Source organism: Streptomyces sp. NPDC058239, assembly GCF_042882185.1.
Taxonomy (GTDB): Bacteria; Actinomycetota; Actinomycetes; order Streptomycetales; family Streptomycetaceae; genus Streptomyces.
This window is the reverse complement of the sequence record NZ_JBHVWS010000042.1, coordinates 58,609-71,808: the sequence shown is the minus strand read 5'-3', so window position 1 is coordinate 71,808 and position 13,200 is coordinate 58,609. Positions and strand designations below refer to the sequence as shown.

Here is a 13,200-nt window from a genome sequence, read left to right as displayed (position 1 = left end):
TGTCTCCTAGGACGTGGCGCCGACGGGCTCGGGGCCGTACCAGACCGTGGTCGCGTTGCAGAATTCGCGGATGCCGTGCCCGGCGAGTTCACGTCCGTAGCCGGAGCGCTTCACGCCGCCGAAGGGCAGCGCGGGATGGGACGCCGTCATGCCGTTGAAGAAGACACCACCCGCCTCCAGATCGCGCACACAGCGACGGACCTCGTCCGCGTCGCGGGTCCATACGTTGGAGCTGAGGCCGAAGGGGCTGTCGTTGGCGAGCGCCACGGCTTCGTCCAGCCCTTCGACGCGGTAGAGCGTGGCGACGGGGCCGAAGGTCTCCTCGCGGTGAATGCGCATGCCGGTCGTGATCCCGGTGAGGACGGTGGGGGCGTAGAACCAGCCCCGCTCCAGCTCCGGGCCCAGGCCGTCGGGCCGGCCGCCTCCGCAGAGCACGCTCGCACCCTGCCCTACCGCGTCGTCCACCAGCTCCTCCAGGTCGGCGCGGCCCTGTTCACTGGAGAGCGGTCCGACGTCGGTGGATTCCTGCAGCGGGTCGCCGACCGTCAGATCGCGCATGCCCACGGTGAACCGCTCGGCGAACTCGTCATACACCTCCGTGTGCACGATGAACCGTTTGGCGGCGATGCAGGACTGGCCGTTGTTCTGCACCCGGGCGGTCACGGCGGTACGGGCGGCCCGGGCGACGTCCGCCGACGGCATGACGAGATACGGGTCGCTGCCGCCCAGTTCCAGCACGGTGTGCTTGACCTCGTCGCCGGCGATCGACGCGACCGAGCGGCCGGCCGGCTCGCTGCCGGTGAGAGTGGCGGCGGCGACCCGGCGGTCGCGGAGGATCGACTCGACCGCTCCGGATCCCACCAGCAGTGTCTGGAAGCATCCCGCAGGGAATCCGGCCCGGCGGAACAGGCCCTCCAGATACATCGCCGTCTGCGGGACGTTCGACGCGTGCTTGAGCAGGCCGACGTTCCCGGCCATCAGCGCGGGGGCGGCGAATCGCACGACCTGCCAGAGCGGGAAGTTCCACGGCATCACGGCGAGGACGACGCCCAGCGGACGGTAGTGGACATAGGCCCTGGAGGCACCGGAGTCCCGCACATCGTCCGCCGGCGGATGCTCGTCCGCGAGGAGTTCTTCGGCGTGGGCCGCGTACCAGCGCATCGCCTTCACACACTTGGCGGCCTCCGCTCGGGCCGCCTTGACGGGCTTGCCCATTTCGGTGGTCATGGTGCGCGCGATGTCCTGCACGTCCTCGTCGAGAAGACCGGCGGCCAGGTTCAGCAGGCCGGCCCGCTCGTCGAATCCGGTGGTGCGGTACTGCCGGAACGCGGTGTCGGCGGCGTCGAGCTTCTGCTCGATCTCCGCCTCTCCCAGTGCGTCGAACGTTCTGAGCGTCTCGCCGTTCGCGGGGTTGACCGTCGCGATGGGCATGACTGTGGCCTCCTTGCCTCGGTACTTCGACCGTGCAGCGCCGCGCGCCGTGCCGCAACGCGGGCCCTGCCGGGCGGATACCCGACCGGCGCGGACCATGCGTGCGGTGCGCACGCCGTCCGCGCCGGGAGGTGAGGCGTTCAACGGGTACGGAAGCCGGCAGTACCGGTCCTGGTGGCCCGACTCAGACGAGAGCGGGGGCGGAGTCGGATGCCCTCGTGGTTTCGGGAACGGGGTCCGGAACGGCGACGGGCGGACGACGGAACTCGCCCACACCGGGCAGCGGCGGCAGCGGCACCAGGTCGACGGTGCGCGGCTCCTTCGCGTACCGGGTGAACCACACGACCTTGCCCTCGGCCGTGCGGCAGGTGCCCCAGCTGTCGCTCAGGGCCATGACGCGGCTGAGACCACCGCCGCCGGTGCTGAGCAGCCGCGGCATCTCGGAGCCGTTGTCGGCGACAGAGACCGTGAGATGCCGCCCGGACCAGCGGAGTTCGACGACACAGTTGTTGTCGTCACCGACGTGCCGGTGGACATTGGTCAGCAGCTCCTCCACACCCCGGCACACCGGCCGGATATGAAGTTCGAGACTCCAATGGCGGAGGTGCGCGGCGATTATCCGCCGCAGCTGCGAAACACGCTCTGCCGAAACCTGGAGTTCGACCAGATAGTGCCGGTCGAATGGAACGGTCATCGTCGAGGCTCCTCACGCATCGAGGCCCACTGACTTCGCCTCATTGAACCAACGACCCCCCGAATACGAAGAGTGAGCAAATGTCACTTCTGGGTCACTCAACAGGGTGACCCTGCAGAGCCGGATGCGCAACACAAGGACTGGCGGGTCTGCCATACAACAAGCATCTGCCCAGGTCAGAGCAAGTACGGCAGCAGCGTGTCCAGGGTGAGGGGAAGACTGCGCAGCCGGACGCCGGTGGCGTGCCGGACAGCGTTGCCGACGGCCGCCGCGGCGCCCACGATGCCGATCTCCCCGATGCCCTTGCTGCCCATCGGGTTGAGATGCGGGTCGTCCTCGTCGATCCAGTGCGCCTCGATCTCCGGCACGTCGGCGCAGACCGGCACATGGTAGGAGGCGAGATCGCTCTCGGTGAAGTCTCCGAAGACAGGGTCCATGGTGCTGCCCTCGGTCAGGGCCATGCCGATTCCCATGGTCATGCCTCCGATGAACTGGGAGCGTGCGGTACGGGGGTTGAGGATGTGCCCGGCGGCGAAGACACCGAGCATCCGGCGCACCCGCACTTCTCCGGTGCGGGAGTCGACGGCGACCTCGGCGAATTGCGCACCGAAAGCGTGGCGTGCGTACGGGGACTGCCCGGAGGTCTCCTGCCCGGTATTCGCGAAGGCCGTCAGCCCCTCGGCGGGAAGGGGGCCGGGGCGCTCCCGCAGCTGCCCCAGCAGGGCGGTGGACGCCTTGTGCACGGACCAGCCCCAGGAGGCCGTACCCGAGGAGCCGCCGGCCAGCGGGGCGTCGGGCAGTTCGCTGCTGCCGATGTCGATCCGGACGTTCTCCACCGGGGTGTCCAGTACGGAGGCCGCGATCTGCGCGAGCACGGTGCGGGCGCCGGTACCGATGTCGGTGGCGTTGACCTGGACGCGGTACGAGCCGTCGGGTGCCGCGTGCGCCGAGGCGCTGGAGCCGAAGAGGTACACGGGATACGTGGCGGACGCGACACCCGTACCGACCAGCAGCGGACCCTCCTCGCGGACCGCGGGGCGCGGATCGCGGTCGTACCAGCCGAAGCGTGCGGCACCCGACTCCAGACAGGCGGCGAGACCCCGGCTGCTGAACGGGCGGCCGGAGTCGGGTTCGTCGGCCGGATCGTTGCGCAGGCGCAGTTCGACGGGGTCGATGCCGAGAGCCGCGGCGAGTTCGTCCATGGCGGATTCCAGCGCGTACATGCCCGGGGCCTCGCCCGGTGCGCGCATCCAGGAGGGGCTCGGCACATCCAGGGCGGTCACACGATGGGTGGTACGGCTGTGGGCCGACCCGTACATGATGCGGGCCGGGACGGCCGCCTGCTCCACGAACTCCTTGATGGTGGAGGTCTGGGTGATGACCTCGTGGGAGACCGAGGTGAGGGTACCGTCGAGTTCGGCACCGAGCCGGAGGCGCTGCACGGTGGGCGGGCGGTGGCCGACCACGGCAGCCAACTGGCGCCGCGGCAGGGCGACCTTGACGGGGCGTCCGGTGTGGCGCGCGGCCATGGCCGCCAGGACGGCCTGCGGGCGTGTGGTGCCTTTGCAGCCGAAGCCGCCCCCGACGTGTTCGGAGACCACGGTGATCTGCTGCGGCCGGAGCCCGAAGGCTGCGGCGAGGCTCTCGCGGACCGCGGTGGATCCCTGATTCGAGTCATGGATGTGCAGATGCCCGTCCTCCGTCCACTGCGCGGTGGAGGCGTGCGGCTCCATGGGGTGGTTGTGCAGGGCGCCGATGGTGTAAGTGGCGTCGACCTGTACGGGTGCCATGGCGAAGGCCCGGTCGGCGTCGCCGCGTTCGCGGACGGCGGGGTATTCGCCGTTGACGGTCTCCGGCGTGTACAGGCCGGGGTGGTCCTCGGACAGGAGGACATCGTGCTCGGTGGTTTCGTACGCGATCTGCAGCGCCTCGGCCCCGGCACGGGCGTGGTCGAGCGTGTCGGCCACCACGAGCGCGATGTGCCAGCCCCGGTGCGGGACCCGGTCGTCCTGGAGGACGGCGAGGATCGGGTCGTCGGGCTGCTTCAACCGCGGGGCGTTGTCGGGGCTGAGGACGGCGTGCACGCCCGGCAGGGCCAGCGCCTCGTCGGCGTGGACGGCACTGACGCGGCCGCGGGCGATGGTGGCGGGGACGGGCCAGCCGTACAGACAGCCCGGCGGGTTGTGCTCGGCGGCGTAACGGGCGGTGCCCGTGACCTTGTCCCGGCCCTCGCGGCGTGCGACGGGGGTGCCCAGTGGTGGAGGGGCCTGGCTCATGACGGGGTCCTCACGTCTGCGGGTCGGCGTTACTGCGGTTGCTCAGCTGTCGGCGGCGAGTTCGGCCAGCACGTCGACGGCCAGATTGCGGGCGAGGCCCACCTTGAACGCGTTGTCGCGCAGCGGTCGGGCCGCGGCGAGTTCGGCGTCCACGGCCCGTGCGAAGGTTTCGTCGGTCGCCGGTGCGCCCCGGAGTGCGTCTTCTGCGGCGTGTGCGCGCCAGGGCCGGTGGGCGAGACCGCCGAAGGCCAGCGCCGCATGCTCGATCCGGCCGTCGCGGACGCTCAGTACCGCGGCGACGGACGCGAGGGCGAACGCGAACGAGGCGCGGTCGCGGGCCTTTCGGTAGAGGGAACCTGCGCCGTCCGGGCGCGGCGGCAGGATCACCTCGGTGATGAGCTCGCCGGCCCGGATCTCGGTGTCCCGGTGGGGAGTGTCGCCCGGCAGCCGGTGGAATTCGGTGGCGGGTACGGTCCGTTCGCCGTCCGGCCCGTGCAGTTGGACGGTGGCGTCGAGCGCGGACAGAGCCACGGCCATGTCGGACGGGTGCGTGGCGACGCAGTGCTCGGAGTGGCCGAGTACGGCGAGATCGCGGTGAGCGCCTTCGAGGGCGGGGCAGCCGGTGCCGGGCTCCCGCTTGTTGCAGGGCTTGGAGGTGTCCTGGAAGTAGGGGCACCGGGTGCGCTGCAGCAGGTTGCCGCCGGTCGTGGCGGTGTTGCGGAGCTGCCCGGATGCGCCGGACAGCAGTGACTGCGACAGGACGGGGTAGCGGGTGCGTACCGCGGGATGGGCGGCCAGGTCGCTGTTGCGTACGGTCGCGCCGATGCGCAGTCCGCCGTCGTCGGTGTCGGCGACCTGGTCCAGGGGCAGCCGGCTGATGTCGATGAGCAGGTCGGGGGTTTCCACTCCGAGCTTCATCAGGTCGACGAGGTTGGTGCCGCCGCCGAGGAATCCGGCACCGGGGTGGGCGGAGCTCTCACGGACCGCTTCGGCGGTGGACCGGGCGCGGAGGTAGGCGAATGGTTTCACGGCGCCACGTCCTCGATCGCCTCGACGATACGGGGGTAGGCGCCGCAGCGGCACAGATTGCCGCTCATCCGCTCGCGGATCTCGGGGGCGTCGAGCGGCGCCGGGGTTGATACGGGTGCGGTGCGTGCGGTGGCATGGGACGGGAAGCCGTCCTCCGCCTCACCGAGCATGCCGACGGCCGAGCAGATCTGGCCGGGTGTGCAGTAGCCGCACTGCAGGGCGTCGCGGTCCAGGAAGGCTTCCTGGACGGGGTGGAGCCGGTCGCCGTCGGCGAGGCCCTCGACGGTGGTGATGCGGGCGCCGTCGTGGGCGACGGCGAGCAGCAGGCAGCTGTTGGCGCGCCGTCCGTCGACGATGACGGTGCACGCCCCGCACTGTCCGTGGTCACAGCCCTTCTTTGCGCCGGTGAGGTCGAGGTGCTCGCGCAGCGCATCCAGGACAGTGGTGCGGTGATCGAGCGTCAGGGTCTGCTCGGTTCCGTTGATGTGCAGTGTCAGGGTGGAACGGCCGCCGATTGCTCCCGGCTCTTGCGCACCGTCGTCCCGCCCGCGAGAGGGGTCCACTCACTCGCACCTTTCAGGGGTGGCCTTTTGTCCGCTTTCTATCAGATATGTAATGCCTTTCTGTTTCATTGCTCCGTCGCCGGGCCGTGGCCTGTCGGTCTGTCGGTTCTCTCGGCTTTCTCAGCTCTCCCGGCTTTTCAGGCGGAGACGCACCTCTTCCTCTTGATCTCCGGAGACCGTCCCGACGACCCGTACGTCGAAGGCATGCGCCAGGCTCCGCCGGAGCCGTTCGCACGCCCAGTAGCCGCCCTGCACATCGACCGACACGGGCCCGCCGAGTGAGACCGGTCCCGAGACCACCCTCTCCTCGGTGACATCGACGGTCGCCACCCACGCGGTGGGGCGCCTTTCCGCGAGTTTCTTCGGTAGGTCGACCGAGGCCCGGTCGGTGGTGAAGGCGGCCCGCAGCGCGTCGAAGACCATCCGCGCGTCGCCCGTATCGCACCCGCTGATGACGACCGAGACCTCCTCGCTGTGCAGGCTCTCCTCCGTCTGCTTCTCCTTGATGCTGTTCACCGCGGTTCCTTCCGCTCGACATTGTGTGGTGCGTCCCCGCGCTGGGGTCCGACGGTGTGGACGGGGTCCTCGGCGGAGGCGATGCCTTCCGCGAAGATCCCGAAGCGTGTGCAGGCCGAACCGGCGAGCAGTGCGAGCCCGGCCCCGACGGCGGCCGGTCGGCCGCGGCCGCCGAGGAGCGCCGCGCCCACCCCGCCGGCCGCTGTCAGGATGCGGGCGGAGCGCAGCAGTGCACCGGCCCGCCCCTGCCGGTAGGTCTCGCCCACCATGCCGAGCCGGCGCTCCGCGGCCCGGCCGGCGAGACTCTCGCCCGCGGCGGCGAGCACCGCGGCGTAGCGGGCCGGTGCGTTCTCGCTTGTCGACCACCCGGTCGGCGACCATGTCCATGGCGGTATCCAGGTCGGGCGGCTCCCAGTCGGTCGCGTACGGGCGCCGGTACAGCACCTGGTGGCGGCGGGACGGGCCCGTGGTGAGCTGGAGCGTCGCGGAACCCTTCGGACAGAGCCGTCCCCGGCTGATCGGCGAATCGGGGCCGCCCTCGATCTGTACGACCCGGTCGTCCTTGACGTACACCTGCTGACCACAGCCGACCGCGCAGTACGGACAGACGGACTGCACGACCCGGTCGGACGTGGCGGTGCGGGGCCTGAGGTCCTCCGTCGCACGCGACATCGCGGCACGCCCTCTGCCCAGCGGATCACCACCGGTCAGCTGTCGGTAGACCGGCCACCGGCTGAGCAGGTTCGGCACTCCCATCGCTTCCCTCCAGCGATTCGAGGATTCTCTCCAGGCTCGCCCCACGGCTGGGTGACGGCGACACGAAGCCGTCGGCAAGTGGATGGTCCGGGCGCCGGGGCACCTCCCTGATCGCCCCTCGTGGGACCGAAACACTTTTAGGTTCATATCCACTTAAAACATGAATTCACGGTCATTGCCGAGTGATGCCTCTGCCTCGGGGTATCCGGGAGGCATGGACGTATCGAACGGAGACCTCAGTTCGCTGGCCCTCACCCTCGCCGACGGGCGGGGCGCGACCGGGGCGGTGATGGGCATTGTCGGAGTGGCGCTGGTGGGTGTGCTGATCGGTGCCGTCTGGCTGGGCAGGCGGCGCCGGGCCCAGGAGTTGCCTCCGCCCCGGCCCGAGGAGCAGCCGCTGCGGCCCGACCACCGGACCCATATCGAGCAACGCGATGTCCACGGCGACGACAGCTTCCCGCCCGACGGCCGGGGCCTGTCCCCCTATGAGCTCGGTGACCACGGAAGCGAGACCATCCATCGCGACAGCGACGAGCAGCGTGACCGGCCTCCGGAGGACCAGGGGACGCAGACGCCTCACTGAGCACTGCGGCGAGGCAGGCGGTGGTGCTGCGTGTTGCGGGAGCGACCGCTCGCGGTGAGGCTGGTGAGGCTCCGACGGCCGCCGTCACGCGCAGGCCGCAGAACCGATGAAGGCAGTAGGACCATGACCGGAAGCCATCCTGGGACGGCGTCGATGCCGGCGCCGCTGACCGGATCCGCAGCGCCCTGCTGGGTCAATCTCATGACCCGCGACCTGGAATCCGCGCAGAAGTTCTACGCCGCCGTGCTGGGCTGGACCTTCCGGCCGGGCAAGCTGGGGCAGGAGTTCTCCGTCGCACGCCGCGGGGATGTGCCGGTCGCCGGCATCGGCGCGGTGGCGACCGCCTACCGGGTGGCCGTGGCCTGGACCCCGTACTTCGCCGTCCCCGACGCCGACGCGGCGGCCTCACGCATCCGTGAGCGCAGCGGCACGGTCGCGGTGGGACCGCTGGCACTCGGCAAGGGGCGCGGGGCCCTGGCGGCGGACCTCGACGGTGCGGTGTTCGGCATCTGGGAGCGGACCGCGCCCGCGACGTCGCCCCCCGCGCCGGACGACCGCTCGCACGCCTGGCTGCGACTGCACACCAGGAACGCATTCGATGCGGCGATCTTCTACGGCGGGGTGCTCGACTGGGCGAGCGGGCGGCCGGGGTGTTGCGAGGTGTCGTACGAGAAGGACGAGGTCATCGTCGAGTGCGACGGACGTCAGCTCGCCCGGATCAGCTCCGGCGCGGTGGAGGCGGCACCCGATCCGCTGGTCCGCCCGCACTGGCAGGTCCACTTTCCCGTCGCCGATCTGGCGGCCACGGTCGAGGCGGCGCGGCAGCACGGCGGCAGTCTGGTCGAGCAGCGTCCGCTGGGGCAGGGCAACGAGGCGACCCTTCTGGACCCGGACGGCGGGCTCTTCACGGTCACGCACATCCGGGGCCCCGTTGCCGGCGATTCCGGCTGAACGGACCCCCTCGCACAACGGTCACTTCTCGCGCTCGGGCGAGGAGCGGGCCAGCGCCCAGGCCGGGAACACGAACCAGCAGACCAGGAACCACAGCGCCATGCCGCCGACCAGCCACAGGGCGAGGGGGTTGTGCAGAGCCACCCGCAGGATGAGCAGCAGTGCGGAACACATGGTGCACAGCAGCAGGACCAGCCCGAGCACGGTCAGGCGTGAAGCCCAGGTGACCGTCTGTGGCTTGAGCCGCCGTCCGGTGAGCAGCCGGTGGTACGACACGGGCCCGATGAGGGCGGCGACGGTGGCGGAGCCCAGCATCACGGTGACCACATAGATGGTGCGGTCCGTGTCCGACACTTCGGTGAAGCGCGGCTGGAAGACGACGGCGAGCAGGAAGCCGAACAGGATCTGGACGCCCGTCTGGGCCACCCGCAGTTCCTGGAGCAGTTCGTTCCACTGCCGGTCCGCCCGTTCCTCCGGCGTCTCGTGGCGGCCTGTGTCGCGGCCCGGGCCGCCGGGGCGGTGGGATGTCGAGGTCACCGTGAGCCTCCGTCCGAATGCGCGGAGTACTTCGCCTTCCCCTCCTCCCCCACCGTAGACCTCACGACGGGCGCACCGGGCCTCGACGACCGGCACCACCCCGCCTAGGATCTTGAGTACGGCATCGCGCGTCGGTCACCGACCGGGTGAGGCGTGGAGGTGCCCGTGAGATGCCCGTTGGAGGCATTCCACAGTGTCAGTCGAGTTGAATCACACCATCATTCACGCCCGGGACAACCGGAAATCCGCCGAGTTCCTGGCGAACATACTGGGTCTGGAAGTCGGCGGGGAATGGGGCCCGTTCATACCGGTCGCCACCGCGAACGGAGTCACCCTGGACTTCGCGACCATTCCCGAAGCGTCGATCGTCATGCAGCACTACGCCTTCCTCGTCTCGGAGGCGGAGTTCGACACGGCGTACGCCCGCATCAAGGAGCTCGGGATCACGTACTACGCGGACCCGCATCAGAAGCATCCGGGCGAGATCAACCACAACGACGGCGGCCGAGGCGTCTACTTCCTCGATCCCGCCGGTCACGCCATGGAGATCATCACGCGTCCGTACGGGGGCTGGACTTCGTAACACGACGTACTGAAAAGGGGGTTCGGCCGGGGTCCGTGCACGGGTTCCGGCCGGGCCCCTCCGCGTCGGGTCAGGCAATCGGCAGCAGCAGTTCGGGCCGGTCCCACATCACCACGGGCGGACTGGCAGCAAGGGTGCCGGTCCGTCGGGCCCCGACACTGCGGTAGAAGCCCTCGGCGGGCGGGTGCGAGACGATGCGGACGCCGGTCAGGCCGGCGCGCTGCGCCTCGTCGCGCAGGTGCCCGATGAGCAGCCGCCCGATGCCGAGCCCCTGCGCATCGTCGGCGACGAACATGAGGTCGAGTTCCGGCGGGGCGAGGATCAGCGAGTAGAAGCCGAGGAGGCGGTCGGTGCCGGGTTCGACGGCCGCGAAGACCCGGTGGGTCTCGATGTAGTCGGGCCCCACCCGGTATCCGGTGACCATGGCGGCGTAGGGCCCCTCATAGGCGTGGGATTTCCTGACCAGCCGGGTGAGCCGCTTCGCGTCCCGTGCGGTCGCCCGCCTGATCCGCACGGTCTCGCTGCGAGCCCCGTCACCCGGATGCGTAATGCTCGATGTCATGGGGTGAGTATTACTCATCCGGCCGCGGAGTCCCACTGCGGACTTGCGGGCTCCCGACTGCTACGACGGTCCGCGCGCCGCGCGCCACTCCTCGACCATGGCGTCGATGTCGAACGGCTTGAGGTTCAACAGGGGACCCGGCGGCGGACGCCTGATGGCTGCCCGGATCTTCTCGTTGACCTCCGTCAGCATGCGCCGCACCTCGGCCTCCGACCGCGCCCCGGGCACGGCGTCACGCACATCCTCCGCCTCCTTGCGCAGCGCCAGTGTCGGCGGGAGCACCGACACCCCTTCCCGCTGCATCTTCTGCTTGATCCACCAGGTCTCGTCATAGGGAGCGTCAAGGCCGTCGAGCGGCTTGCCGAATCCCGGCAACTGCGAGAAGTCGCCGCGCTGCTCGGACTCGCGGATCTGCTTGTCGACCCATGATTCGAAGCTGACGCCCGCAGGCTTGCGTTCGGTCAACGTACGCCCCTCTCGGAGGATTCGTGATCCTGTCCTTTCACGATACCGAGGGGCCGCAGAAGCACCCGCTGTGCCCACGCCGTCACCTCGCAACGGGCGTCGACGCAACGCCGCTTCGGGGTCCAGGCGGCACACCCCCGTGCCCGCTTCAGTGCGCATGCCCGCCGGTCGCCCCCGTCCCGCTCTCCTCATGGCCGGCGGCACCCATCCCCGATGCCGCCACCGGGACGGTGAACGCCGCGGTGCGGACCTTCCCTTCGTGCTGGAAGTCGAGGAAGAGCCGGTACGTACCCGCACTGGGCGCCGTCGCCGTGAAGGACACCGCAGGCCCCGGGCCGCCCTCGTTCGGGTGGACGTGCAGATAGGCCAGATCGCCCGAGCGCAGCGCGACCAGATGCCCGTACGCGCCGAGGTAGGGCTGCAGATCGGTGACGGGCCGGCCGTTCCGGCTGACGGTCAGCTTCAGCTCTCCGGCCTGGCCGGCGCGGAGGTCGCCGTCGAGCGCGACGCGATAGCCGTCCACCTCGGCCGTGGCGCGCGGGACCGGCAGAGCCGCGGGCCGGTAGGTGCCGGAGACGGCCAGATCCGCGCCCAGCGTGAGGTTCTCGGCACCCTCGGCGGCCGGCGTGAAGTCGGCGAACGCCCGGTAGCCACCGGCCGCGGGCAGGTCGACGGGGGTCGACCAGGTGCCGTCGGCCGCACGGACGGGGTGCAGGTGCCGGAATTCGGTGAGATCGCTCGACGCAAGGATGAAGTGCAGTTCCTTGCCGTGCTCGCGTTGATAGGCGGTGACCTTGCGGCCGCTCTCATCCGTGATGGCGAACCTGATCTCGGACCGGGCCCCTGCTCCTATCGTGGGTGTTTCGAGGGCCAACGTGTAACCGCCGTCGGAGATCTGCAGTCCGCCGGCCACTTGATCCGTCGCACCCTTCGCCCCGCCCTCCTCTCCCGCGCCGTGGCCGGCGTACTGCCGCGCGGGGCGGTCCTCAGCGGCCACGAGCGGGTCGGCGCCCCTCCCCACGCCGTACGCGGTCCCGAAGGTCGCGGCGAGCGCGGCGGCGAAGGCCGTGATCCTCAGTGCGTTGTTCATGACGGTGTCCTCCATCGGGTCCATCGGGAGGCAACGCTTCCCGATGGAGCTCAACATACCCCCTAGGGGTATCGAGTCAACCCGGGAGTGCGTCATTGCTTCCCGATTGCACTTCCGAGAGAGACCGGCCGACGACGCCGGGGCCGGGATCTCGGCATCCGGCTCAGGCGGACACCACGAGCCCGCTGCGCAGCCGCTCCACCGCGGCCTCCGGAATCCTCAGACCGTCGCGCACATACCCGTCGAGCCCACCCCACCTCTCGTCCATGGCGTCCAGCGCCATCTCGAGATAGCGGGGGCGGACCTCGATGATCGCGGACGCGATCTCCGGGTCACCGCCCGCATCGAGGAAGCCCTGCACGTACGGGGCGTAGGCGACCCGGACGACCGGGTTCACCGCGAGGAACTCGGCCCGCACCACGTCCCGTGACGCACCGACCAGCATCAGCAGCAGCGCGGTGGCCCAGCCGGTACGGTCCTTGCCGGCCGTGCAGTGGAAGAGCACCGGGCGGGCCCGGTCGTCGGCGGCCGTCTCCACGAAGGCCCGGTAAGCGGCGGCGGCACCCGGCGAGAGCACCATCTGCCGGTAGGTCTCGGCGAACAGCTCCTCGGCCTTCCCGCTCCCCAGCAGCTGCTCCGCCTCGACCGGATCGGCGAGCAGTGCACGCAGCCGGGCGGGCGCCACGCCCGGGTTGTCGCCGAGCACATCGGCGACGAACAGCCGCGCACCGGGCGGCAGCCGGTCGGGGGCCGCCGCACGCTCGTCGGCAGTGCGCAGATCGACGACGGTACGGATGCCGAGCGCGGCCACCGCCATGTCCTGCGCCGCGTCCAGACCACTGAGCTGGCCGGAGCGCAGCACGGCGCCCGGCCGCACCCGATGGTCAGGGCCCAGAGCGATGCCGCCCAGGTCTCGAAGATTGACGACGGTGGATGCCGGGACGGCCCTGGCGGTTTGCACGATGAACTTCCCCTTTTCCCGACACGTATCCGAATTGATTCGACCTGGCCCGATCAAACGTCGCACGCGGCCGGGAGATCGACAAAGTAAAACGCCGGAGGAACACCGATCGACGACACCGAAGAAGATAAAGGAAAGGTGAAATTACAACCGCCCCCTCCAGGTCAGGGGCACAGCACACCCAATGGGCCACGCGTCCGCGG

The 13,200-nt window shown here is 70.2% G+C and carries 15 protein-coding genes and 1 pseudogene; 3 read left to right on the top strand and 13 right to left on the bottom strand.

Features of this window, described 5'->3' with window-relative positions:
• Positions 1-6: 6 nt before the first annotated feature.
• The 8 genes and pseudogenes from ACFVYE_RS33705 to ACFVYE_RS33670 all read right to left on the bottom strand — a co-directional run.
• Complete coding sequence (locus tag ACFVYE_RS33705; RefSeq protein ID WP_389608067.1) at positions 7-1,431, bottom strand: NADP-dependent succinic semialdehyde dehydrogenase; 1,425 nt, start codon at positions 1,429-1,431, stop codon at positions 7-9.
• Between the two features lie 184 nt (positions 1,432-1,615).
• Complete coding sequence (locus ACFVYE_RS33700) at positions 1,616-2,125, bottom strand: ATP-binding protein (protein WP_383965867.1); 510 nt, start codon at positions 2,123-2,125, stop codon at positions 1,616-1,618.
• Between the two features lie 176 nt (positions 2,126-2,301).
• Positions 2,302-4,401: a xanthine dehydrogenase family protein molybdopterin-binding subunit gene (locus ACFVYE_RS33695; RefSeq protein ID WP_389608066.1), complete on the bottom strand. Its 2,100-nt coding sequence runs from the start codon at positions 4,399-4,401 to the stop codon at positions 2,302-2,304.
• 42 nt (positions 4,402-4,443) lie between these two features.
• Positions 4,444-5,430 carry an FAD binding domain-containing protein gene (locus tag ACFVYE_RS33690; protein ID WP_383965862.1) on the bottom strand — a complete coding sequence of 329 codons (987 nt, stop codon included), beginning with the start codon at positions 5,428-5,430 and terminating at the stop codon, positions 4,444-4,446.
• Positions 5,427-5,993, bottom strand: a complete 567-nt coding sequence (locus ACFVYE_RS33685; RefSeq protein WP_389608065.1) for a 2Fe-2S iron-sulfur cluster-binding protein — start codon at positions 5,991-5,993, stop codon at positions 5,427-5,429. The genes ACFVYE_RS33690 and ACFVYE_RS33685 overlap by 4 nt, the downstream gene beginning before the upstream one ends.
• A gap of 120 nt (positions 5,994-6,113) precedes the next feature.
• Positions 6,114-6,509, bottom strand: a complete 396-nt coding sequence (locus ACFVYE_RS33680) for a hypothetical protein (RefSeq protein ID WP_383965890.1) — start codon at positions 6,507-6,509, stop codon at positions 6,114-6,116.
• The gene (locus ACFVYE_RS33675) at positions 6,506-6,835 is read right to left on the bottom strand and encodes a hypothetical protein (protein WP_389608077.1); all 330 of its coding nucleotides are present in this window, start codon (positions 6,833-6,835) and stop codon (positions 6,506-6,508) included. The genes ACFVYE_RS33680 and ACFVYE_RS33675 overlap by 4 nt, the downstream gene beginning before the upstream one ends.
• 16 nt (positions 6,836-6,851) lie before the next feature.
• Positions 6,852-7,265 (bottom strand): annotated as a pseudogene (locus ACFVYE_RS33670) (formate dehydrogenase); the annotation flags it as partial.
• Between the two features lie 214 nt (positions 7,266-7,479).
• Here ACFVYE_RS33670 and ACFVYE_RS33665 point away from each other — a divergent pair.
• On the top strand, positions 7,480-7,848 hold the full coding sequence (locus tag ACFVYE_RS33665; protein ID WP_383965857.1) for a DUF6479 family protein: 369 nt from the start codon (positions 7,480-7,482) through the stop codon (positions 7,846-7,848).
• Between the two features lie 123 nt (positions 7,849-7,971).
• On the top strand, positions 7,972-8,799 hold the full coding sequence (locus tag ACFVYE_RS33660; RefSeq protein WP_389608064.1) for a VOC family protein: 828 nt from the start codon (positions 7,972-7,974) through the stop codon (positions 8,797-8,799).
• Positions 8,800-8,820: 21 nt separating this feature from the next.
• Here the strand turns inward: ACFVYE_RS33660 and ACFVYE_RS33655 are convergent, their stop codons facing one another.
• On the bottom strand, positions 8,821-9,336 hold the full coding sequence (locus ACFVYE_RS33655; protein ID WP_383965851.1) for a DUF6328 family protein: 516 nt from the start codon (positions 9,334-9,336) through the stop codon (positions 8,821-8,823).
• Positions 9,337-9,529: 193 nt separating this feature from the next.
• Between ACFVYE_RS33655 and ACFVYE_RS33650 the strand changes: the two genes are divergently transcribed.
• Positions 9,530-9,919: a VOC family protein gene (locus tag ACFVYE_RS33650; protein WP_389608063.1), complete on the top strand. Its 390-nt coding sequence runs from the start codon at positions 9,530-9,532 to the stop codon at positions 9,917-9,919.
• A gap of 70 nt (positions 9,920-9,989) precedes the next feature.
• Here ACFVYE_RS33650 and ACFVYE_RS33645 read toward each other — a convergent pair whose 3' ends face one another.
• From ACFVYE_RS33645 to ACFVYE_RS33630, 4 genes are all read right to left on the bottom strand, one after another.
• Positions 9,990-10,481 (bottom strand): GNAT family N-acetyltransferase, encoded by a 492-nt coding sequence (locus ACFVYE_RS33645; RefSeq protein ID WP_389608062.1) that lies wholly within the window; start codon positions 10,479-10,481, stop codon positions 9,990-9,992.
• 60 nt (positions 10,482-10,541) lie between these two features.
• On the bottom strand, positions 10,542-10,946 hold the full coding sequence (locus tag ACFVYE_RS33640; RefSeq protein ID WP_383965845.1) for a DUF1992 domain-containing protein: 405 nt from the start codon (positions 10,944-10,946) through the stop codon (positions 10,542-10,544).
• A gap of 148 nt (positions 10,947-11,094) precedes the next feature.
• Positions 11,095-12,036, bottom strand: a complete 942-nt coding sequence (locus ACFVYE_RS33635) for a hypothetical protein (protein ID WP_389608061.1) — start codon at positions 12,034-12,036, stop codon at positions 11,095-11,097.
• A gap of 163 nt (positions 12,037-12,199) precedes the next feature.
• The gene (locus ACFVYE_RS33630; protein ID WP_383965840.1) at positions 12,200-12,997 is read right to left on the bottom strand and encodes a tyrosine-protein phosphatase; all 798 of its coding nucleotides are present in this window, start codon (positions 12,995-12,997) and stop codon (positions 12,200-12,202) included.
• Positions 12,998-13,200: the final 203 nt, after the last annotated feature.

Excerpts from the sequence above, each read along its gene's own strand:
- ACFVYE_RS33705 (WP_389608067.1), bottom strand. The coding sequence starts at position 1,431 with ATGCCCATCGCGACGGTCAACCCCGCGAACGGCGAGACGCTCAGAACG.
- ACFVYE_RS33700 (WP_383965867.1), bottom strand. The coding sequence starts at position 2,125 with ATGACCGTTCCATTCGACCGGCACTATCTGGTCGAACTCCAGGTTTCG.
- ACFVYE_RS33695 (WP_389608066.1), bottom strand. The coding sequence starts at position 4,401 with ATGAGCCAGGCCCCTCCACCACTGGGCACCCCCGTCGCACGCCGCGAG.
- ACFVYE_RS33665 (WP_383965857.1), top strand. The coding sequence starts at position 7,480 with ATGGACGTATCGAACGGAGACCTCAGTTCGCTGGCCCTCACCCTCGCC.
- ACFVYE_RS33660 (WP_389608064.1), top strand. The coding sequence starts at position 7,972 with ATGACCGGAAGCCATCCTGGGACGGCGTCGATGCCGGCGCCGCTGACC.
- ACFVYE_RS33645 (WP_389608062.1), bottom strand. The coding sequence starts at position 10,481 with ATGACATCGAGCATTACGCATCCGGGTGACGGGGCTCGCAGCGAGACC.
- ACFVYE_RS33635 (WP_389608061.1), bottom strand. The coding sequence starts at position 12,036 with ATGAACAACGCACTGAGGATCACGGCCTTCGCCGCCGCGCTCGCCGCG.